Source organism: Methylobacterium cerastii (assembly GCF_022179125.1).
GTDB classification, from domain to species: Bacteria; Pseudomonadota; Alphaproteobacteria; order Rhizobiales; family Beijerinckiaceae; genus Methylobacterium; species Methylobacterium cerastii.
Genome location: NZ_BPQG01000054.1, coordinates 45,441 through 64,626 on the forward strand (window position 1 = coordinate 45,441; position 19,186 = coordinate 64,626).

General features: G+C 70.7%; 22 protein-coding genes and 1 pseudogene. 13 read left to right on the forward strand and 10 right to left on the reverse strand.

The window, feature by feature from the left end; translation table 11 throughout:
- Positions 1-2 precede the first annotated feature (2 nt).
- The 3 genes from MFF13_RS18295 to secB all read right to left on the reverse strand — a co-directional run bounded on the left by MFF13_RS18295 (position 3) and on the right by secB (position 1,274).
- Positions 3-404, reverse strand: a complete 402-nt coding sequence (locus MFF13_RS18295; protein WP_147754732.1) for a hypothetical protein — start codon at positions 402-404, stop codon at positions 3-5.
- Entirely contained in the window at positions 401-643 is a 243-nt protein-coding gene (locus tag MFF13_RS18300) for a DUF433 domain-containing protein (RefSeq protein WP_147829940.1), read from the reverse strand. The genes MFF13_RS18295 and MFF13_RS18300 overlap by 4 nt, the downstream gene beginning before the upstream one ends.
- Positions 644-773: 130 nt before the next feature.
- Entirely contained in the window at positions 774-1,274 is a 501-nt protein-coding gene (gene secB, locus MFF13_RS18305) for a protein-export chaperone SecB (RefSeq protein WP_147754730.1), read from the reverse strand.
- A 456-nt stretch (positions 1,275-1,730) separates the two neighbouring features.
- Between secB and MFF13_RS18310 the strand changes: the two genes are divergently transcribed.
- The 4 genes from MFF13_RS18310 (at position 1,731) to dnaQ (ending at position 5,486) form a co-directional block, all read left to right on the forward strand.
- Positions 1,731-2,447 (forward strand): Tim44/TimA family putative adaptor protein, encoded by a 717-nt coding sequence (locus MFF13_RS18310; protein WP_147829938.1) that lies wholly within the window; start codon positions 1,731-1,733, stop codon positions 2,445-2,447.
- A 31-nt stretch (positions 2,448-2,478) separates the two neighbouring features.
- Complete coding sequence (gene mltA, locus MFF13_RS18315; protein WP_147829936.1) at positions 2,479-3,666, forward strand: murein transglycosylase A; 1,188 nt, start codon at positions 2,479-2,481, stop codon at positions 3,664-3,666.
- Positions 3,667-4,003: 337 nt separating this feature from the next.
- A complete protein-coding gene (locus tag MFF13_RS18320; RefSeq protein ID WP_147829934.1) occupies positions 4,004-4,690 on the forward strand; it encodes a Smr/MutS family protein in 687 nt (228 codons plus the stop codon).
- A gap of 67 nt (positions 4,691-4,757) precedes the next feature.
- The gene (gene dnaQ / locus MFF13_RS18325) at positions 4,758-5,486 is read left to right on the forward strand and encodes a DNA polymerase III subunit epsilon (protein ID WP_147829932.1); all 729 of its coding nucleotides are present in this window, start codon (positions 4,758-4,760) and stop codon (positions 5,484-5,486) included.
- 32 nt (positions 5,487-5,518) lie between these two features.
- On the opposite strand, the gene MFF13_RS18330 is transcribed toward dnaQ, so the two are convergent.
- Both MFF13_RS18330 and MFF13_RS18335 read right to left on the reverse strand, forming a co-directional pair.
- Complete coding sequence (locus MFF13_RS18330) at positions 5,519-5,884, reverse strand: helix-turn-helix domain-containing protein (protein WP_238272662.1); 366 nt, start codon at positions 5,882-5,884, stop codon at positions 5,519-5,521.
- Entirely contained in the window at positions 5,881-6,345 is a 465-nt protein-coding gene (locus MFF13_RS18335) for a BrnT family toxin (protein WP_238272669.1), read from the reverse strand. Before MFF13_RS18335 ends, MFF13_RS18330 begins: the two co-directional genes overlap by 4 nt.
- Between MFF13_RS18335 and MFF13_RS18340 the strand changes: the two genes are divergently transcribed.
- Positions 6,244-6,678, forward strand: a complete 435-nt coding sequence (locus tag MFF13_RS18340) for a ribbon-helix-helix domain-containing protein (RefSeq protein ID WP_238272668.1) — start codon at positions 6,244-6,246, stop codon at positions 6,676-6,678. The genes MFF13_RS18335 and MFF13_RS18340 overlap by 102 nt on opposite strands.
- A 47-nt stretch (positions 6,679-6,725) precedes the next feature.
- The gene (locus MFF13_RS18345) at positions 6,726-8,039 is read left to right on the forward strand and encodes an extracellular catalytic domain type 1 short-chain-length polyhydroxyalkanoate depolymerase (protein WP_187273688.1); all 1,314 of its coding nucleotides are present in this window, start codon (positions 6,726-6,728) and stop codon (positions 8,037-8,039) included.
- 297 nt (positions 8,040-8,336) lie between these two features.
- Here MFF13_RS18345 and panC read toward each other — a convergent pair whose 3' ends face one another.
- From panC to bla, 4 genes are all read right to left on the reverse strand, one after another.
- Positions 8,337-9,194, reverse strand: a complete 858-nt coding sequence (panC, locus tag MFF13_RS18350; protein WP_147829926.1) for a pantoate--beta-alanine ligase — start codon at positions 9,192-9,194, stop codon at positions 8,337-8,339.
- 129 nt (positions 9,195-9,323) lie between these two features.
- Complete coding sequence (locus MFF13_RS18355) at positions 9,324-9,674, reverse strand: hypothetical protein (RefSeq protein WP_238272663.1); 351 nt, start codon at positions 9,672-9,674, stop codon at positions 9,324-9,326.
- An 80-nt stretch (positions 9,675-9,754) separates the two neighbouring features.
- Positions 9,755-10,246, reverse strand: a complete 492-nt coding sequence (locus MFF13_RS18360) for an aminoacyl-tRNA deacylase (RefSeq protein ID WP_147829923.1) — start codon at positions 10,244-10,246, stop codon at positions 9,755-9,757.
- Complete coding sequence (bla, locus tag MFF13_RS18365) at positions 10,246-11,127, reverse strand: class A beta-lactamase (RefSeq protein ID WP_147829921.1); 882 nt, start codon at positions 11,125-11,127, stop codon at positions 10,246-10,248. Before bla ends, MFF13_RS18360 begins: the two co-directional genes overlap by 1 nt.
- A gap of 148 nt (positions 11,128-11,275) precedes the next feature.
- Between bla and mnmE the strand changes: the two genes are divergently transcribed.
- Positions 11,276-12,580, forward strand: a complete 1,305-nt coding sequence (gene mnmE / locus MFF13_RS18370; RefSeq protein WP_238272664.1) for a tRNA uridine-5-carboxymethylaminomethyl(34) synthesis GTPase MnmE — start codon at positions 11,276-11,278, stop codon at positions 12,578-12,580.
- A gap of 264 nt (positions 12,581-12,844) precedes the next feature.
- Here the strand turns inward: mnmE and MFF13_RS18375 are convergent, their stop codons facing one another.
- On the reverse strand, positions 12,845-12,994 hold the full coding sequence (locus MFF13_RS18375; RefSeq protein ID WP_187273687.1) for a hypothetical protein: 150 nt from the start codon (positions 12,992-12,994) through the stop codon (positions 12,845-12,847).
- 366 nt (positions 12,995-13,360) lie between these two features.
- On the opposite strand from MFF13_RS18375, the gene mnmG reads away from it, so the two are divergent.
- The 6 genes and pseudogenes from mnmG to MFF13_RS18405 all read left to right on the forward strand — a co-directional run.
- Positions 13,361-15,241 (forward strand): tRNA uridine-5-carboxymethylaminomethyl(34) synthesis enzyme MnmG, encoded by a 1,881-nt coding sequence (gene mnmG, locus MFF13_RS18380; RefSeq protein ID WP_147829917.1) that lies wholly within the window; start codon positions 13,361-13,363, stop codon positions 15,239-15,241.
- Entirely contained in the window at positions 15,241-15,873 is a 633-nt protein-coding gene (rsmG, locus tag MFF13_RS18385; protein WP_147829915.1) for a 16S rRNA (guanine(527)-N(7))-methyltransferase RsmG, read from the forward strand. Before mnmG ends, rsmG begins: the two co-directional genes overlap by 1 nt.
- A 72-nt stretch (positions 15,874-15,945) precedes the next feature.
- Positions 15,946-16,791, forward strand: coding sequence for a ParA family protein (locus MFF13_RS18390; protein ID WP_238272665.1), 846 nt, complete (start codon positions 15,946-15,948; stop codon positions 16,789-16,791).
- A gap of 204 nt (positions 16,792-16,995) precedes the next feature.
- On the forward strand, positions 16,996-17,892 hold the full coding sequence (locus MFF13_RS18395) for a ParB/RepB/Spo0J family partition protein (protein ID WP_147752578.1): 897 nt from the start codon (positions 16,996-16,998) through the stop codon (positions 17,890-17,892).
- 278 nt (positions 17,893-18,170) lie between these two features.
- Positions 18,171-18,422 (forward strand): hypothetical protein, encoded by a 252-nt coding sequence (locus MFF13_RS18400; RefSeq protein ID WP_147752572.1) that lies wholly within the window; start codon positions 18,171-18,173, stop codon positions 18,420-18,422.
- Positions 18,423-18,844: 422 nt separating this feature from the next.
- Positions 18,845-19,048, forward strand: a pseudogene (locus tag MFF13_RS18405) (transposase); the annotation flags it as partial.
- Positions 19,049-19,186: the final 138 nt, after the last annotated feature.

The window sequence follows — 19,186 nt, forward strand, 5'->3', positions numbered from 1 at the left end:
GCTCATCCCTTGAAGGTCGGAACCGGCGGCAGGTCGGCCACGACGAGGGTGTCGCCTTCGAAGCCGCGCACCGTGCGCGTGCCGTCGAGGTTCATCAGAAGGTGCCGCCCCGGGGAGGCCCGGCGGATCGTCTCGGCGATGTCGGCGGCCCGTGCCAGCACGACGCCTCTGCGGTTCAACGGCAGGGCGACGACGGCGACGGCAGCGCCCTTCAGGCTCTGTTGGAAGGCCATGTTCTTGTCGTTGGTGAGCAGCACCGAATAGCCCGCCGCCTCCACGCGGCGAAGGAGCACGCCGTTCCGCAGGCCGATCCAGGTCGGATCGAACGCGGCGGCGTCGAGACCGAGGGCACGGAGCGCGCCGGCCAAGCTCCGCGGCACGCCCTCGTCCAGCACGACCTTCATGCGGCCTTCGGCGCCGCCAGACCGGCCGATGCGAGCTGCAGGACCTGCACGACGTCGCCACGGTCGAGCGTCGGATAGTCCTCGAGGATGTCTCCGATCGACAACCCGTCCGCCAGGTTCTCGAACACCACCTCGACGGGGACGCGCGTCCGCCGGAAGACGCGGCGCCCACCGAGTATGCCGGGATCCGAGGTGATCAGGTCGTCCAGCGACAGCGGTTCCTCGCACTCGGTCGTCATCGATCGTCGTCCGGCTCGGTTGTCGGTCGGCGCAGGATGCGGCGTTTACCGTGAAAACGAAACAGCCCGTCCGCGCGAACGGCCGGGCTGTCGTCGGGGCGGGGGCTTAAGCCCCCGAGTGGAATCGAAATCAGGAGGCGAGCGGGCCGGTCGCCTCGGCGCCGCCCTGCGCTTCCATCGCCTTCTGGCGGTAGAGGCCGACGAAGTCGATCGGATCGATGTAGAGCGGCGGGAATCCGCCGTTGCGCACAGCCTCGGCCACGATCTGGCGGGCGAACGGGAACAGCAGGCGCGGGCACTCGATCATCACCGCCGGGTGGACCTGGTCCTGCGGGATGTTGCGCATGCGGAACACGCCGGCATACTTCAGGTCGAAGGCGAACAGCACGTCGCCGTTGATCTTGGCGTCGCCCTCCAGCGTCAACTCGACCTCGAAGTCGGCCTCGGCGAGCTGCTGCGCGTTGACGTTGACCTGGATGCTGATCTGCGGACCCTGGCCGTCCTGGGGCTGGAGCGAGCGCGGGGCGTTCGGGTTCTCGAAGGACAGGTCCTTGGTGTACTGCGCGAGCGCGTTGATCGCGGGGGCCTCGTCGGCCTGACCGTTGCCGTTCGGTGCGGGGGAATCGGCCATGGCGGGTCATCCTTCTCGAAAGATCGAACACCGGCCGCGGGCCGATGGCTAGGGGTGACCGCCTTGCCCGTGTGGTCGCGCGGTCGTTCAGCAGAGGCCCGGCGGCTAACATGCCCGCCCCCGGTGGACAAGCGAGGCGCCGGCAGCCGCGGATGCAGCGCGGGGTCTCCGTAGACGGTCGCCGTCCGGTGAGCCCCGGCCCGGCGCGACGACGCGGCCGGTGCGATCCCCCGCGATGCCGCCTGGAACCGGCCGGCGCATTGCCCCATATGCCCATTGCCCCCTATGCAAAGGGGGACGCGGCGCGTTCTCCGCGAGGCCGGCCACGCCCGCGGCGGATTCGTGCGGCATGACCGGACTCGCGTGCGACCCCTCTCGGATTTCCCGTCAGCCGCGCGCACGGGCCAAGGCTGCGGCCGCGGTCCGGGCTCCACGGCGGCCACCATCGGATCGGTGATGCAGGACAGCTTCGACGTGACGACGATCATCTTCCTGGCGCTCGCCGTCTTCGTGATCTGGCGGCTGCGCTCGGTCCTCGGGCAGAAGACCGGCACCGAGCGCGCACCGTTCAAGCCGGTGGACCGCAGCCGCACCGAGCCCCAGCCCGGCCGCAGCGAGGGCGACAACGTCGTGCGCCTGCCGGGCGCCGACCGGGCGCTCCCCGAGCGCAACGCCGAGACCCAGGCGCGCGACTGGCGCGGCATCGCCGAGCCGGGCTCGGCGGTGGCCCGCGGCCTGGAAGCGATCGTCCAGGCCGAGCCCGGCTTCGAGCCGCGCGCCTTCCTCGAAGGGGCCAAGGGCGCCTACGAGGCGATCATGATCGCCTTCGCCAAGGGCGACCGGAAGACCCTGAAGTCCTTGCTCTCCCGCGAGGTCGGCGACGCGTTCGAGCGCGCCATCGCCGAGCGCGAGAAGAACCGCCAGACGGTGGAGACCACCTTCGTCTCGATCGACAAGGCCGAGATCGTCGCCGTCGACGTGAAGAACCGCGTCGCGCAGGTGACGGTGCGGTTCCTCTCGAACCTCATCACCGCCACCCGCAACGCCGACGGCGTCGTGGTGGACGGCAGCGCCGAGGCAGTGGTCGAGGTGCCCGACGTCTGGACCTTCGCCCGCACGCTCGGCACCCGCGACCCGAACTGGCAGCTCGTCGCCACCGAGGCGGGCGCCTGAGGCCGTCCACGCAACCGATCGTTCCCGACCTATGGCACTCCGACGCCTCCCCCGCCCGACCGCAGCGTTCCGCGCTGCGGTCGCTCTCGTTTCAGGGATCGCCCCGGCCACCGCCGAGCCGCTGCGCGTCGGCAACGCCGTGCTGGAGCCGGTGGAGCTTGCCGCCCTGCCCGGCTGGCAGGCGGACGAGACGCGGGCCGCGTTCGAGGCCTTCCGGCGGACCTGCGCCGCGCCCGGCCCCAACCCGCCGCAGGCCGCCGGCGTCGCGGGCTATCCTGCCGACCTCGCCGCCGCCTGCACGGCCGCCGCCGCCCTCGCACCGGATCAGGCGAAGGGCTTCTTCCGCGAGCGGTTCTCCGCCTACCGGGTCGTGCGCCCGGCAGACGGCACCGAGCCCGAGCGCAGGGCCGGGTTCCTCACCGGCTACTTCGAGCCGCAGCTCGACGGATCGCTGACCCCCGGCCCCGGCTACACGGCAGCCGTGCTCGCCCGTCCCGACGACCTCGTGACCCTCGGCCCCGGCGAGACCCGTCCCGGCCTCGATCCGGCTCTTCGCGCCGGGCGGCAGGGGGAGGCCGGGTTCGAGCCCTATCCCGACCGCGCCGCGATCGAGGATGGGGCGATCGCCGCCCGCACCCATCCGCTGCTGTGGCTGCGCGACGCCGTCGACCTGTTCGTGCTGCAGGTGCAGGGCTCGGGCCGCGTCCGCCTGCCCGACGGCACGGCGATCCGCGTGCTCTACGACGGCAAGAACGGCCGGCCCTACACCTCCATCGGCAAGCTGCTGGTGGGGGAGGGGCACTTGGCGTTGAACGACCTCAGCCTCGCCCGCTGGACCGCGTGGCTGCGCACGCACCCGGACCACGCCCGCCGCCTGATGCGGATGAACGCCTCCTACATCTTCTTCCGCATCGAGCCCGTCGTCGATGCGGCCCTGGGTCCGCCGGGTGCGGCCGGCGCACCCTTGAGCCCCGGCCGCAGCATGGCTGTCGACAGCGGCCTGTGGCGCTACGGGCTGCCGTTCTGGCTGGACGGCAAGCTGCCGGGACAGCCAGGCAGCGGGCACCTCGTGATCGCGGCCGACACCGGCTCGGCCATCCTCGGCCCGGCCCGCGGCGACCTCTACGTCGGCACCGGCGCGGCCGCCGGCGTCGCGGCAGGCGACCTCCACACCAAGCCCGGATTCATCGTGCTGCTGCCGAAGCCGGCCGCGCCATGAGCGGGCTTATCGATGGTTCGCAGGCACCCACCGATGCGCGCCTCGGCCCGCTCCCGCTGACCGACCGCGCAAATCCGGTTTTCGGCCCCTCCCCGTCATTCCGGGGCGCCGAAGGCGAGCCCGGAATCCAGAACCCCAGGTCGTTGTCCAGCCTGGCACGTCGGCGGCTCTGGATCCCGGGCTCTGCTGCGCAGCCCCGGGATGACGGGGAGGGGGTTGGATCAGGATCGACCCCTTCGGCTCCGATCACGGTGACCTGGACGACGGGACCTCGCGAGACAGGATCGCGCAGGCTCCTCGGCGGCTGCATGTCCCAACTCCTTCGCAGAGTTCCGGCATGAAACCGCCGCGTCGGCCGCGGGCGCTGTCCCGCGAGGATGCGCATCTGTGGGGGGAGATCGCCAAGCTGATCACCCCGCTGCGTGCCCGCGTGACGCTGCGCAAGCCCAAGCTAGCCGCCGTGGACGCCACGCCCGCCGCGAAGGCCACGGCGAAGAATTCGCCGGCTAAGGGCATCGCCAGGAAGCCGGCGCCTGCACCGAAGCCCGTGCCGGCGATGCCGGTTGCCATCCCCGGCCCGGTCGCCGTGGTCGCGCCGGCGAAGCCGGTGAAGCGCGTGGTCCGGCTCGGCGCGGGCGCGCCGCCGGCCCCGGCCGCGCCGGTCCGCCCGGCCTTCGTCCCAGCCCCCGCCCCGCCCGGGCTGGAGCGTCGCGAGCGGCAGCGGATCAGCCGCGGCCTGCTGGCGATCGAGGGTCGGATCGACCTGCACGGGCTCTACCAGGCCGAGGCCCATGCGGCGTTGGTCGGCTTCCTGATGCGGGCGCGGGCCGCCGGCCACGCGCGGGTGCTGGTCGTGACCGGCAAAGGCGGCGAAGACGCCTACGCGGAGCGCGGCGTGCTGCGCCGCTCGGTGCCGCACTGGTTGCGCGGCGCGGACCTGCGCCCGATCGTGCTCGGCTTCGAGGAGGCCGCCCGCCACCACGGCGGCGCCGGCGCGCTCTACGTCCGCCTGCGGCGGCGTTGAAGGCGCGGGTTAACCGGCGCAGGCTAATTGGGTAGGCGAAGCGGGGAAGCGTTCGGGACCGGACATCATGCACGACGTCGTACGCGAGATCGTCCTCGACACCGAGACCACCGGCATCGATCCCAAGACCGGCGACCGGCTGATCGAGGTCGGCGCGGTCGAGCTCCTGAACCACATTCCCACCGGCCGGACCTTCCACAAGTACTGCAACCCGCAACGGGCGGTCTCCGAGGGCGCCTTCAAGGTGCACGGCCTGTCCGACACGTTCCTATCCGACAAGCCGCTGTTCTCGGAGATCGCCGACGCGCTCGTCGCATTCTGCGGCGACGCCCGCCTGGTGATCCACAACGCGCCGTTCGACGTCGGCTTCCTCAACATGGAATACGCCCGGCTCGGGGCGAAGGCGCCGCCGCCGATCGTGCTCGAGAGCGTGGTCGACACCCTGCCAATGGCGCGCCGCAAGCATCCCGGCGCGCCGGCAAACCTCGACGCCCTCTGCAGTCGCTACGGCATCGATACCAGCCGCCGCACCAAGCATGGCGCCTTGCTCGACGCGCAGATCCTGGCGGAGGTCTACATCGAGCTGCTGGGCGGCAAGCAGACCGGGTTCGACCTCGGCGCCGGCGCTGTGGCCGAAGCGGTCGCCGACTTCGGCGCCGAGAGCGTCGTCCGCACTGCCCGCACCACCCGCGCCCGCCTCACCGACGCCGAGCGCGCGCGCCACGCCGCCTTCCGCGCAAGCCTCGGCGTCAACGCGATCTGGGCCGAGTACATCGGCGAGGATTCTGCGGTCTGACGATGGTCGATCGATTTACACGCCCGCGGGGATCACGAGGTCCCGGTGGACCTGTCCGATTGTCCGCCCAAAGCGTCCATGGCGGCTTCGGGCATCCGCGAGACGACGACGAGGAGAGCCGCCGCCGCCGGTTCCAGGGTGACGCGTCCCTGTTCCCAGTTGCGCCAGGTGCCGAGGGGAATGCGCAACGCCGCGGCGATTTCCTTCTGCGTCAGCCCCAGACGCACGCGAAGCGCCTGGGGCGACTCGACCACGCGGGCGACATCCGGCACGGGAAGGTCGCCGTAGCCGTCTTCGCTTCGGTACGCCTCGATCTGTGCCTCGGTGGTTGCGTCCAGCTTGGCTCGATCGACCGTCGGCGCATGCGTGCGGAGTTCGCTCAGACTGATCTTCGTCACAAGGCACGCTCCTTCCGATGCGACGGCCATGCGGTGATGATCCAACGGATCGGCGCGCCTGCTTCGGTCGTCCGGTCGCCATAGACCACCATGTAGAACGTGCCGTCCCGGACGCCGACCGCGACCATCCGGATCTCACCGTCGTCCGTCCGGGTGTCCTGCCACGCGACCACCCGATCGAGGAAGATCCCGGTCGCATCCGCGAAGCCGCAGCCGCGCGCTCGCTCCTTGCGGGGCTGGCCCTCCGCCCCATGACCGATCCGCCGCATCACGTCTTGCTGCGCCGCCGCAAGATCGTATTGCAATGCAAAAACCGCTTCCCATATGCCATCCACACGGATGGTGACGGGATGGTCGCGATGATGGAAGCGATGGTGCGGCCCAGAACCGCGAAGGTGCCGGCCCGGCAGCCCGACAGCGAGAAGATCACGATCAACCTCGGGCATGTCGATCTCGGGCATGTCGATCTCCTCGTCGCGGAAGGGCTGTTCTCGAACCGCAGCGACTTCATCCGCACCGCGATCCGCAACCAGATCGAGCGGCATGCCGACGTGACGCGCCAGTCGGTGGCGCGGCGCAGCGTCGAGCTCGGCCTGCGCCACATCGACCGGGCGAGCCTCGAGGCGGCACGGGCCGAGGGGCGGATGCTCGACATCCGCGTGCTCGGCCTCGCCACCATCGCCGCCGACGTGACCCCCGAACTCGCCCGTGCGGCGATCGCCTCCCTCGACGTGCTCGGCAGCCTCCAGGCCAGCCCCGCCGTCCGCGCCGCCCTGGCCGACCGGCTGCGCTGAGCTGCCCCGCCCTTTCCGATCCGCCCCCGGCGATCCGAGGACATCCCATGACCGATCCTTCCGAGCAGATGCGCGACCGCTTCGCCGACATGATGGAGGCGACCCGGCTCACCGGTGCGGGACGCCTCGCCGAGGCGACCGACCTGATCCAGCGCAGCCTCGGCGGCCTCGCGACGCCGCGGGACGCCCCGAAGGCGATCGAGCCGCCGACCCTCGACCTGACCGCCGAGCGCGTCGACGACCCCCCCCGTGCCGCGTCCTGGACGCAGGCGACGGCGCAGCCCCAGGCCTCCACCAGGACCGAGAGCGCGCCGAAAAGCGAGACTACGACGAAGACCGAAGCCGGGCTCGCCGGCCCGATCCCCGAGAAGCTGCGTGCCGCCGTGGACGGCGTCGTGCGCGGGCTGGCGCCGGTGCTGAAGGGGTTGGCGGCCAAGGGGCTGACGCCCAAGGGCTTGGCCCCGCAGGCTCCGGGCTTCGGCTTCGCCAAGCCGCAGACGCCTGACCGGTCGGTCGAGACCGCCGCGGGCGCAGGTTCGGTCGTCACCAAGAGCTTTGCCGGACCGGCGGGGACGCGCGAGTATCGCCTGTTCGTCCCGAGCCGGCCGCAGGTTCCGGCGGCCCTCGTGGTGATGCTGCACGGCTGCAACCAGACCGCGGACGACTTCGCCGTCGGCACCGGCATGAACCGGCTGGCGGAGCGTGACGGCCTGTTCGTCGCCTACCCGGTCCAGACCGGCCGCGCCAACGCGCAGCGCTGCTGGAACTGGTTCGAGCCGCGCGACCAGGGCCGCGAGACCGGCGAGGCCGCCATCATCGCCGGCCTCACCCGCGCGGTCATGGCCGGTCATGCGATCGACCCGAGCCGCGTCTTCATCGCCGGGCTCTCGGCAGGCGGGGCGGCGGCGGCCAACATCGCCCGAGCCTTCCCCGACCTCTACGCCGCGGTCGGCGTGCATTCCGGGCTCGCGGCCTCCTGCGCCCGCGACGTCGGCTCCGCGATGATGGCGATGCAGATGGGCGCGCCCGGCCCCGGCGGTGGCGCCCACGTGCCGACCATCGTCTTCCACGGCGAGGACGACACCACGGTGAGCATCCGCAACGCCGACCAAGTGCTGGCCCAGGCGGGCGCCGCCGCGCTGACGCCCGCGCGCGAGCGTTTCGACGGCGACGGACGCCCCTACACCCGCACGCGCTACGCGGACGCGGCGGGCCGAGTGTTGCTGGAGGATTGGCGGGTTCGTGGCGCTGGCCACGCCTGGTCGGGTGGGGACCGGGCTGGCAGCTTCACCGACCCGCAGGGGCCCGACGCCTCGCGCGCCATGCTCGACTTCTTCGCCGCGCATCCCAAGGGGTTTTGAGGGCAGGGGGCGCGGGTCGTCGACGGCCTGCGCCCTCTCGTTCGGCATCCATCGTTCATACGGTTTCCGATCGATGACTTCGCCGGCGCGACGTTTTCCCGGACGCCCGGAGCGTCAGCGGAAGGTGATCCGGGACCCAGCATCATCGAGGGCCGCGTCAGCGGCTCGATCCGAACGGCGCAAGGTTTCGACGCTTCGCGATGCCTTCTGCTGGGTCTCGGATCGGGTTCCGCTGACGCTTCACCCGTCCGGGAAAACGGGCGCGGTGCTCACCGAGCTAATCCACCGGAAATCGTATCAGACCGGGACGTTGTCGATGAGCCGCGTCTTGCCGAGGTAGGCGGCGGCGAGCACGCGGGCAGGGCCGTCGACCCGGGCGAGCGGCGCCAGCGTTTGCGCATCGCAGACCGCAAGGTACTGCACCGAGAACCCTGCTGCCTCCAGGGCGGCGATGCCCTTCGCGATGGCGGGCGGCGTCTCCGCATCGTCCCGCGCCTCCGCCGCGATCCGCGACAGCACCGCGTGGAGCGTCGGCGCGGCCGCCCGCTCCGCGGGCGCGAGGTAGCGGTTGCGCGAGGACAGGGCGAGGCCGTCCGCCTCGCGGACCGTCGGCATGCCGTGGATCGCGACGCCCATGTCGAGGTCGGCCACCGCGCGGCGGATCACCTGCAACTGCTGGAAATCCTTCTCGCCGAACAGGGCGGCGTCCGGCCGGACCTGGTTGAGGAGCTTCGTCACCACCGTGGCGACGCCGGAGAAGTGGCCGGGCCGGAACGCGCCGCACAGGCCCTCGGTGAGGCTACCGACCGTGATCTGCGTGGCGAAGCCGGGCGGGTACATCGTGCCGGCCTCCGGCATCCAGGCCAGGTCCGTTCCCGCCTCGCCGAGCAGCGCGAGGTCGCTCGCGGCGTCGCGCGGATAGCGGGCGAAATCCTCGGTCGGGCCGAACTGGGTCGGGTTGACGAAGATGCTCGCCACCACGCGCGCGCCCAGCGTTCGCGCATGGGCGACCAGCGCGAGATGGCCGCGATGTAGCGCCCCCATGGTGGGCACCAGCACGACGCGCTCCCCTTTCGCCCGCCATGCCGCTACCGTTTCCCGCAGGGCGGCGGGATCGGAGATGGCCCGCGTGTCGGCGGTGGATCGAGAGGGCATGGGCGGCTCCGGCGAGGTCGGCGGACGCTGCCTTAAGCTGCCTCTCCCCGGCATGCCAGCATCGCCCGTCGATTTGTCGAGATCCGTCGACTCACCGAGAACCCTAGCGGACGAGGTCTGCGATCGCCGTCACCGGCAATACGGCAGCAGCGGCCGGCCGAACGGATCGTCGACGCCCAGCGGCGGCGTGAAGCCGTAATAGCTCGGCTTCGACAGGCCGTAGGTCGATCCGACGTAGCTCGGGTCGTCGGGAGCGTTGGTCGGCACCGGCAAGCGGCGCGGCAGGCAGCCGGTGCGACGCACGGGCAGGGGGCGAGCCTGCAGGACGTTGTCGCTGCCGTCGCCGCGGGGGAAGTAGCGCGGTGCGTTGCTCGGCAGGTCGTAGGTCGGCGCAGGCTCGGCGCCGAACAGGTCGGCCGCATTCGCCGGCACGGCGGCGAGACCGCAGGCGAGGGCCGGGATCATCCATGTCGCGCGCATGCGCCCGTCGTCCCCTCAGGTCCCGTTTCGCGGCGTTCGGGCACGCGACGCGACTATCGGCCGTTAAGGTGAATCGAACGTTACTGCTCGGCCAGCACGACCACCTGCGCCTGCAGCGCGGCGACCAAGTCGGTGGTCGCGAGACGCAGCTGCAGGCCGCGTCCGCCGCCGTTGACGTGGATCTCCGGTCGGTCCGCCAGCGAACCTTCGTCGATCAGCACCGGCACCCGACGCTTGGCGCCGAACGGGCTGATGCCGCCGACATGGTAGCCGGTGATCCGCTCGGCCTCCGGCGGCTTCAGCATCGCCGCCGCCTTGCCGCCCATCGCGGAGGCGACCCGCTTCATCGCCACCTCCTTGTCCGAGGCGACGAGCAGGCAGACCGGTTGGCCGTCGACCGCAGCCATCAGGGTCTTCAGGATGCAGCCCGGCTCGACGCCGAGCGCGTCGGCAGCTTGAAGACCGATGCGGGGGGCCTCCGCGTCGTAGGCGTAGGCCACCATCGCGTAGGCGATGCCGGCCTTGTCCAGGGCGCGGGAGGCGGGGGTCGCCCGCGGCGTCGCTTTCGCCATCACAACGCCTCCACGAGGATGCGGCCGATCTCGGCATGGGCCGCGTCGCGCGTCGCCGGCGGCGCCTCCGAGCCGGTCAGGAAGAGACCGGCGACGATCGGCGGACGCCCGGGCGGATGCAGGATCGCCACGACGTTCGACGTGGCGTTGTCGCCGCTTCCGGTCTTGTCGCCGACCGTCCAATCGAGCGGAAGGCCGGCGCGGAGCTTCGTTCGGCTGGTCTCGCACGTGACCATCCAGCCTTCCAACCGCGCGCGGTGCGGCGGGGTCAGCACATCGCCGAGGAGGCAGCGTTCTAGGGTGCCTGTGATCGCGGACGGGCTCGTGGTGTCGCGCGGATCCCCCGGCAGCGCGGTGTTCAAGGTCGGCTCGGTCCGGTCCAGGCGCGTCACCGCATCTCCCTGCCCGCGCAGCCAGGCGGTGAGCGCGGCAGGACCGCCGAGGGCGTCGAGCAGGAGGTTCGCCGCCGTGTTGTCGCTCCATACGATCGCGGCGGCGCAGAGGGCCTCGACGCTCAGCTCCGCGCGCGCGCCGCCCGCATTCGCGAGGGCGGCGCGCGTCACCGGGCCGTAGCTTTGCAGGTCGGCGGCGCCGTAGGCGATGCGGCGATCCAGGGTTTCGGCGCCAGCTGCGGCGCGCGCCAGGATCGCAGCCGCGGCGAGAACCTTGAAGGTGCTGCACATCGCAAACGCCTCGCCCGCACGGTGGCCGAGGAACACGCCCGGGGCATCCCGGAACGCGACGCCGACCCGCCCGCCGAGCCGCGCCTCGACCGCCGCGATCCGGGCGGCGGCCGACGCAAATCGGGCCTCCGCGCGGGTGGCGAGGGCGGGTGCCGCCAGTGCCAAGCCGGCGACGACGGTGCGACGGGTATGAACCATGGCGTCATCATCCCTAGCTGCGCTTCGCGGGCGCCCGGTTTGCGCATCACCCTCCGTCGAGGCAAGCCCAATCCGTCGGCGGCGCGTTTCCGGTTCAGCCGGCGGCGCCCGCGTGTCGGCGAAGGCCGACGAACCAGGACGGAGCCCGATGCACGATTCCAGCACCCTGTTCGCGCCGGCCTCCGGCTTCGGCCGTGCCGCCATCGCGGTGATCCGCATCAGCGGGCCGGCCGCGGCGGGTGTGCTCGTCGCGCTTGCGGGTACCCTGCCGACTCCGCGCCGGCTTTCGCTCCGCACGCTGCGTGATCCGGCCGACGGCATGATGCTCGACAAGGGGATGGTCGCCTGGATGCCCGGACCTGACACGGTCACCGGCGAGGACATGGCCGAGCTACACCTGCACGGCGGCGTCGCGGTGCGGGCGGGGGTGATCCGCGCGCTCACCGCCTTCCCTGGCTGCCGCGCGGCGGAGGCGGGGGCCTTCACCCGGCGCGCCGTGCTCAACGGCCGGATGGATCTCACCGAGGCCGAGGGTGTCGCCGACCTGATCGAAGCGGACACCGAAGCCCAGCGCCTCCAGGCCCTGCGTCAGCTCGACGGCGCCCTCGGGCGCCAGGTCGCCGCGTGGCGGGAGGAGGCGATCGACTGCCTCGCCGCCACCGAGGCGGCCCTCGACTTCGCCGACGAGGGCGACATCGACGATGCCGTGCTCGACCGAGCCGTGCTCGCCCGAGCCGCCCGGCTCCGTACTGCCATCTCAGCCGCACTCGCCGACGGACGGCGCGGCGAGCGCCTGCGCGAGGGGTTTCAGGTGGTGCTCGCGGGCCCACCGAATGCCGGCAAGTCGACCCTGCTCAACGCTATCAGCCGACGCGACGCCGCCATCGTCTCACCGGTGCCCGGCACCACCCGTGATGCGATCGAGGTGCGGCTCGATCTTGGCGGATTGCCGGTAATGCTCGTCGACACGGCGGGCTTGCGCGAGACGAGCGACCCCGTCGAAGCCGAGGGCATTGCGCGAACCCGCCGGCGGATGGCCGAGGCCGACCTCGTGTTGATGCTGGTCCCGCCGGGTGCTGCTTCTGAGGAAGTCTCAGGAACGAGCCGTGTCCTTTGCGTGCGAACGAAGGCCGACCTGGATGCGGCGCCGGGTGCCGACCTCGCTGTTTCGGCGCTGACGGGGCAGGGGCTTCTGCTCCTGCTCGACGCGATCACAGCAGAGGCCGAGGTGGCGCTCGGCGGCGGCGACGCCCTCGTTACCCGCGAGCGTCACCGCGACGCGCTGGAGCGCTGCGTCGCCCACCTCGACCGCCTGCCCGCCGCCACCGGGATGCCGGAACTGGTCGCCGAGGACCTACGCTTGGCCGTACGCGCGCTCGGTGAGGTCGGCGGCCAGGTCGGCATCGAAGAGGTGCTCGACCGCCTTTTTTCGGGGTTCTGCATTGGGAAATAGCCGATGGCTTCATCACCGAGTGGTCACGTGCAGCGGGCGGCGGCTCCCGCTCCCGTTCGGGAGAGGGTTAGGGTGAGGGGACAGAATTCTCCGAAGAGGTCGCACCCCTTACCCTGCCCCTCTCCCGGACGGGAGAGTGGACCCGCGCCTCTTTCTCGATACGCGGTGAGATGCGTGACAGCGGTGGCGGGCGGATCTGTGAAGGATCGGCACGGGTACCGCCGACCAAAGCCCGCAATGTTTCACGTGAAAACCTGCCCCGCCTTATGAGCGGGTGAGAAACATCCCCGTCAGCAGGAAGCCGAAGCCGGCCAAGCCCAGGGCGCCTTCCTTGCGTTGGCTCGGGTCGGTGAAGTGAGCGAGCGCGCCGCCGGCGCAGCAGAGTGCACCCAGGCCGATAGCGATGATGTGCATCGTCTTGATCCTCGTTGGTCGCCCTCACCCGTGCGAGCGAGGTCCGCGATGTCACGAAATCCCGGGTGGCCGGGACGGACGCCGTTGTCCGTTCATAAATCGTTCACAGATTCTCGATGCCATGCAGACCAGTGAGTCGCAAGAGTTTTCGTATGACCCGATAGTGCGAAATTACTCTGAGGCCGGGCGATCCGCAGTGTCCGGATTGAAAACGACAGTCCTGCATTTGATGGTGACTTTGAAAATGTAGTCAAAAATGCCGAGCACGCGAGCAGATTGCTCACGAGGAAGGCAAGCTCCGCTCGGAGGAGCGCCTGTGAGGGGCGGGTGATTGACCTTTTCGCGGGGTGGCGGCACATCCCGGGGATGCCCGAAACGTTTCCACAGGCTTTCGATGTCGTCGTCGTCGGCGGCGGCCATGCCGGCGTCGAGGCGGCGGCCGCCGCCGCGCGGTGCGGCGCCCGCACGGCGCTCGTGACCCACGATGCGGCGACCGTCGGCGCGATGTCCTGCAACCCGGCGATCGGCGGCCTCGGCAAGGGCCATCTCGTGCGCGAGGTGGATGCCCTCGACGGCCTGATGGGCCGAGTGGCGGATGCGGCCGGCATCCAGTTCAGGCTGCTGAATCGGAGAAAGGGGCCGGCGGTGCGTGGCCCCCGCACCCAGGCCGACCGGAAGCTCTACGCGTCGGCGATGCAGGCGGCGGTCGCCGAAACCGAAAACTTGACGGTGCTCGCGGGCGCTTGCGAGGATCTGACGGCTCGCGACGGCCGCGTCGCCGGCATCGTTCTCGGTGACGGGCGGCGGCTCCGCTGCGGCGCGGTGGTGCTCACCACCGGCACGTTCCTGCGCGGGCTGATCCATATCGGCCCGGTCCAGATTCCGGCTGGCCGCGTCGGCGAGGCGCCGGCAATTGGGCTGGCGCAGACCCTGGACCGTCTCGGCTTCCGGCTCGGCCGCCTGAAGACCGGTACGCCGCCGCGGCTGGATGGCCGCACGATCGACTGGTCGGCCATGGAGATGCAGGAGGCCGACGCCGAGCCTGTGCCGTTCTCTGCGCTGACCGATCGGATCACCAACCCGCAGATTCGCTGCGGCATCACCCGCACGACGCAAGCCGTCCATGACCTGATCCGCGACAACCTGCACCTATCGCCAATGTATTCCGGGGGGATCAGCAGCCGCGGCCCGCGCTACTGCCCCTCGATCGAGGACAAGGTGGTACGCTTTGGCGATCGCGAGGGCCATCAGATCTTCCTGGAGCCGGAGGGGCTCGACGACCCGACGATCTACCCGAACGGCATTTCGACCGCGCTGCCGGAGGCCGTGCAGCATCGGCTCATCGCGCTGATCCCGGGCTTGGAGGCGGCGCGGATCCTGCGGCCGGGCTACGCCATCGAGTACGATTATGTCGACCCGCGCGAGCTCGATGCCGGGCTTCAAGCCAAGCGCCTGCCGGGCCTGCTGCTCGCCGGACAGATCAACGGCACCACCGGCTACGAGGAGGCGGCGGGGCAGGGGCTGGTTGCCGGGATCAATGCCGCGCGGATTGCCGGGGGCGCAGCGGTCACGACTTTCGACCGGGCGGAATCCTATCTCGGCGTGATGATCGACGACCTCGTCACCCATGGGGTAAGCGAGCCCTACCGCATGTTCACCTCGCGCTCGGAGTATCGCCTCTCCCTGCGGGTAGACAACGCCGACGAGCGGCTGACCCCGCGTGGGCAGGCGCTTGGCTGCGTCGGGACCCGGCGGGCGGCGCACTTCTCCGCCTCGCAGGCCGAACTCTCGGCCGTGCGGGCTCGGCTCGACGCATTGAGCCTGACGCCGACCCAGGCGCAATGTTACGGCGTCGCGCTCAACCAGGACGGCATCCGCCGCAACGCGTTCCAGCTCCTGTCCTACCCTGATCTCGACTGGCCCCGGCTCGCGGCGGTCTGGCCCGAGCTGAACGCCGTCTCCCCGCGCATCGCCGAACGGCTCCAAACGGACGCCACCTACGCCGTCTACCTCGACCGCCAGAACGCCGACATCGCCGCCTTCCGGCGCGACGAGGCGGTGCGTCTGCCCGTGCGCCTCGATTACGGACGGATCGCCGGGCTCTCCAACGAGATGCGGATCAAGCTCGAGACCGTGCGGCCTGGCACGTTGGGCCAGGCGGCGCGGATCGAAGGTGTCACCCCGGCGGCACTGACGTTGCTGGCGGCGCACGCGCGGCGGGGCGATACGACCGGTGTGGGCGCCTGATGGAAGGCTCGAACGATCGCGACAGCGTCCTCGCCACGGCGGATGTTTCACGTGAAACAGCGCAAAAGCTCGATCTTTACGTGGCGCAGCTGGTGCGCTGGCAGACGATCAAGAACCTCGTCGGGCCGGCGACGCTGGCCGAGGTCTGGACGCGGCACATCGCCGACGCGCTGCAGCTGCTCGATTTGATGCCGGCGGCGCGCACGTGGCTCGATCTCGGGTCCGGCGCCGGTATTCCAGGGTTGATCCTGGCGATCGCCGGGCCGCCAGGCATCCGTGTGGATTTGGTCGAGAGCAACGCGCGCAAATGCGCCTTCCTCACCGAGGCGGCGCGGGTCACCGGTGCGTCGGTGCGGGTACACAATGCCCGGATCGAGGCTGTGATCAGCGATCATCGCGGGGTCGACGTGGTCTGCGCCCGGGCACTCGCCCCCCTTGACCAACTTCTCGCCTGGACCGAGCCGCTGTTGAAAACGGGCACCACCGGGCTGTTTCCGAAGGGTCGCGAGGCTGCTGCGGAATTGACCGATGCCGCGGCGCGGTGGACAGTCGGTCACGAGCTTGTCCCGAGCCGAACCGAGTCGCCCGCCCGGATCGTCCGCGTCACCGCCCTCGCGTCCAAAAGCTCGTAGATCCGATATCCGTCGCGCATACGCGACGCGCACCGATCCGTCACTCCGAGAGCCCAGGTCAGCCAGGCCCCCATGACAAGCGACGCGATTCCCAATCCTGCGGCCGAGGCTCCGGCGCGGCCACTCAGGGTGCTGGCGTTGGCCAACCAGAAGGGCGGCGTCGGCAAGACCACGACGGCGATCAATCTCGGCACGGCGCTCGCCGCCATCGGCGAACAGGTGCTGGTGATCGACCTCGACCCGCAGGGGAACGCCTCGACGGGCTTGGGCATCGACCGCCGGGCGCGCCGCGTCTCCACCTACGAGGTGATGGCGGGCGAGGCTTCGCTGGCGCAGGCGGTGGTGCCGACCGCCGTGCCGCGGCTGTCGGTGGCGCCCTCGACCATGGACCTGCTCGGGCTGGAGCTGGAGCTGGCTTCGCTGCCCGACCGGGCGCACCGCCTGCGCAACGTGCTGAAGGGCCTTCGCGATTCGAAAACCACGCGCGAAGTCAGCTACGTGCTGATTGACTGCCCGCCCTCGCTGAACCTGCTGACCATCAACGCGCTCGCCGCGGCCGACGCCGTGCTGGTGCCGCTGCAATGCGAGTTCTTCGCGCTGGAAGGCCTGAGCCAGCTGCTGCGCACCGTCGAGCAGGTGCGCGGTGCGCTGAACCCGAAGCTGACGATCCAGGGCATCGTGCTGACGATGTTCGATCCACGCAACAACCTGTCGACGCAGGTGGTGGCGGATGTCCGCGGCTTCATGGGCGAGAAGGTCTACGAGACCATGATCCCCCGCAACGTCCGCGTGTCGGAGGCGCCCTCGCACGGCAAGCCCGTGCTGCTGTACGATCTGAAATGCGCGGGTTCGCAGGCCTACCTGCGGCTCGCCTCTGAGGTGATTCAGCGCGAGGGCCGGGTGCCGGCTGCGGCTTGAGGGGAAGTGCCTGTCCCATTCGGCGACCTCATCCTGAGGTGCCCGCGCGAGCGGGCCTCGAAGGAGAACTCCAGGCGGCGGGCGATCCCTGGAAGTCTCCTTCGCGGGCTCCGCTGCGCTCCGCCACCTCAGGATGAGGGGCGTGGGTGGGGTTTTGCGAAGACGAGTACGAAGCGTGCGTAACGGAGTGAATGGGTGAGCGGAATGGCGGACGAGGTGGCACGGCCCCGGCTGGGGCGTGGACTCGCGGCCCTGATCGGCGATTTCGGCGATGCGGGCAACGATGCGGGCAAGGTGCAGCCCCAGCGCAAGGTCGCTGTCGAGTTCCTACGGCCGAACCCGCGCAACCCACGCCGCAGCTTCAGCGAGGCCGACCTCGACGAGCTCGCCGCCTCGATCCGCATGCGCGGCATCATCCAACCGATCGTGGTGCGGGCGCTCGGCGAAGTGCCGGGCACGTTCGAGATCGTGGCCGGCGAGCGCCGCTGGCGCGCCGCCCAGCGCGCCGGGCATGACGAGGTGCCGGTGGTCGTGGTCGAGATCGACGACCGCGCCTCCCTCGAATTCGCCATCCTGGAGAACATCCAGCGCGCCGACCTCAACGCCATCGAGGAGGCCTCGGGCTACGAGCGCCTGATGAGCGAGTTCTCCTACACCCAGCGCGAACTGGCCGAGATCCTGGGCAAGAGCCGTAGCCATCTCGCCAACACCCTGCGCCTGCTCAACCTGCCGGCGAAGGTGCAGGAGCGTCTGGTCGCGGCCGAGATCACCGCCGGCCATGCCCGCGCGCTCCTCGGCGTGCGCGCGCCCGAGCTGGTGGCCAAGCGCATCGTCGAGGAAGGGCTGACGGTGCGCGATGTCGAGGCGATCGCGGCCTCCGAGCAGCAGGCCGACGACGTGCCGCGTCCTGGCCGACCTCGAGGCCTGACCGAGAAGACCGCCGAGGTGCGCTCGTTGGAGAGCCGCCTCGCCCTGGCGCTGGGCCTCGGCGTGACCCTCAAGGCGAAGTCGCCCGAGGCCGGTGAGATCCGCATCCGCTACGGCACCGCTCAAGAGTTCGAGGACCTCTGCCGACGCTTCCAGGTGCCGGACGCCGGCTGACCGCCGAGGCTGGGCGGCTGGATTATCGCGGCGTCCGAATCTTTTGGCTGTGCGTCCGCCCAGACGGCTTTCGCGCGCGCTTGCCTTGAAGCACGCCTGCGTCTCTCCTTAGAAGCCAGCCGCGCACTCGCGCGGTGGCCGCTCGATTTCGCGCGCCGATCACCGATCTTAAGACTCGCGCCGGGTTCATCCGTCAGGCACTCGACCCGTCCGCACCTATCGGCCGTCTTCGATCGCACCCGCGGACGGCGCAGACCCTTGGCTCCCACGGACATCCCATGCCCCGCCTCCGCACCGCCCTCCTCGCCGCCGGCCTGTTCGCGCTTCCCGGCGCCGGGCTCGCGCAGACGAACCCCCTGCGCGAGGTGCTGAAGCTGAACTGCACCGGCGACTACCTCGAGCATTGCAGCGAGCATCCGCCCGGCGGCCCAGCGGTCGAGGCCTGCTTCCGCGCCAACCTGAAGAAGCTCTCCCCCGACTGCGCGTCGGCGATCACGCGCTACAAGCGCGAGACGAAGGTCAGGCACTGACTTCCCGAGACCCGCTGAGCGGTGAGATCGGAGATGACCGGTGGCCGAGACGATCGAAGACGTGAAGTGCCTGGTGGTGCCGGCCCTCGTGGTGGCCGGAGGCCTCGGACTGGACCGGCTGCCACGCTGACGTGCGCCGTGATGAACCGCCGGGTCGCGGTAGCCGCATCGACTGCGGGGTGCCCCGAGTTGGTCGCCACGGCGATGTGCATCCCCTCCCCCGCACAGGGGAGAGGGAAGAGCGGCGCGCTTGACCGGCCTCGTGCGCACGCCGTCGGCCGATGGCTGTGCGGTCGCATTCTCATCACGCGAGCCGACGTCCACCGCGCTTGAAGATGTTCTAGCAGGCTGCTGCAGAAGTCTGTGGCGGTGTGGCCTTGGAGATGATTCGCTCTGCCTGAGCGAGAGGCGGGGTTTGATCGATGCGCGGACGTGAGGCGGCCTCGACCAACCTGTTCAGCTACGTTCGGCTTGAGGAGCGTGTGCCGTCCGATCACCCGTTGCGGCCGATCCGGGCCTTGGCCGACGAAGTTCTGGCTGGGCTGAACGCGCGCTTCGAGCACCTGTACTCGGGCCTGGGCCGGCCTTCGATCCCGCCGGAGATGCTGCTTCGGGCGACACTGATCCTCCCCCGGTTCCACGCACACCTCTGATACGCTCCTTGCGGGCGGGGAAGGTGTTTGATGGCCAAGACGAGACGCGAGTTCACCCCAGAGTTCAAACGCGAGGCGGTAGCGCTGCTGGAGAGCAGCGGCCGCCCGCAG

Bases quoted from the DNA above. Each gene is read 5' to 3' on its own strand.
- MFF13_RS18345 (WP_187273688.1), top strand. From the start codon at position 6,726: ATGACCGATCCTTCCGAGCAGATGCGCGACCGCTTCGCCGACATGATG.
- MFF13_RS18355 (WP_238272663.1), bottom strand. From the start codon at position 9,674: ATGCGCGCGACATGGATGATCCCGGCCCTCGCCTGCGGTCTCGCCGCC.
- panC (WP_147829926.1), bottom strand. From the start codon at position 9,194: ATGCCCTCTCGATCCACCGCCGACACGCGGGCCATCTCCGATCCCGCC.
- MFF13_RS18335 (WP_238272669.1), bottom strand. From the start codon at position 6,345: ATGCCCGAGATCGACATGCCCGAGGTTGATCGTGATCTTCTCGCTGTC.
- mnmG (WP_147829917.1), top strand. From the start codon at position 13,361: ATGCCCGAAACGTTTCCACAGGCTTTCGATGTCGTCGTCGTCGGCGGC.
- secB (WP_147754730.1), bottom strand. From the start codon at position 1,274: ATGGCCGATTCCCCCGCACCGAACGGCAACGGTCAGGCCGACGAGGCC.
- MFF13_RS18300 (WP_147829940.1), bottom strand. From the start codon at position 643: ATGACGACCGAGTGCGAGGAACCGCTGTCGCTGGACGACCTGATCACC.
- mnmE (WP_238272664.1), top strand. From the start codon at position 11,276: ATGCACGATTCCAGCACCCTGTTCGCGCCGGCCTCCGGCTTCGGCCGT.
- MFF13_RS18400 (WP_147752572.1), top strand. From the start codon at position 18,171: ATGCCCCGCCTCCGCACCGCCCTCCTCGCCGCCGGCCTGTTCGCGCTT.
- MFF13_RS18295 (WP_147754732.1), bottom strand. From the start codon at position 404: ATGAAGGTCGTGCTGGACGAGGGCGTGCCGCGGAGCTTGGCCGGCGCG.
- mltA (WP_147829936.1), top strand. From the start codon at position 2,479: ATGGCACTCCGACGCCTCCCCCGCCCGACCGCAGCGTTCCGCGCTGCG.
- MFF13_RS18360 (WP_147829923.1), bottom strand. From the start codon at position 10,246: ATGGCGAAAGCGACGCCGCGGGCGACCCCCGCCTCCCGCGCCCTGGAC.
- bla (WP_147829921.1), bottom strand. From the start codon at position 11,127: ATGGTTCATACCCGTCGCACCGTCGTCGCCGGCTTGGCACTGGCGGCA.
- rsmG (WP_147829915.1), top strand. From the start codon at position 15,241: ATGGAAGGCTCGAACGATCGCGACAGCGTCCTCGCCACGGCGGATGTT.
- MFF13_RS18310 (WP_147829938.1), top strand. From the start codon at position 1,731: ATGCAGGACAGCTTCGACGTGACGACGATCATCTTCCTGGCGCTCGCC.
- dnaQ (WP_147829932.1), top strand. From the start codon at position 4,758: ATGCACGACGTCGTACGCGAGATCGTCCTCGACACCGAGACCACCGGC.
- MFF13_RS18390 (WP_238272665.1), top strand. From the start codon at position 15,946: ATGACAAGCGACGCGATTCCCAATCCTGCGGCCGAGGCTCCGGCGCGG.
- MFF13_RS18375 (WP_187273687.1), bottom strand. From the start codon at position 12,994: ATGCACATCATCGCTATCGGCCTGGGTGCACTCTGCTGCGCCGGCGGC.
- MFF13_RS18395 (WP_147752578.1), top strand. From the start codon at position 16,996: ATGGCGGACGAGGTGGCACGGCCCCGGCTGGGGCGTGGACTCGCGGCC.
- MFF13_RS18320 (WP_147829934.1), top strand. From the start codon at position 4,004: ATGAAACCGCCGCGTCGGCCGCGGGCGCTGTCCCGCGAGGATGCGCAT.
- MFF13_RS18340 (WP_238272668.1), top strand. From the start codon at position 6,244: ATGATGGAAGCGATGGTGCGGCCCAGAACCGCGAAGGTGCCGGCCCGG.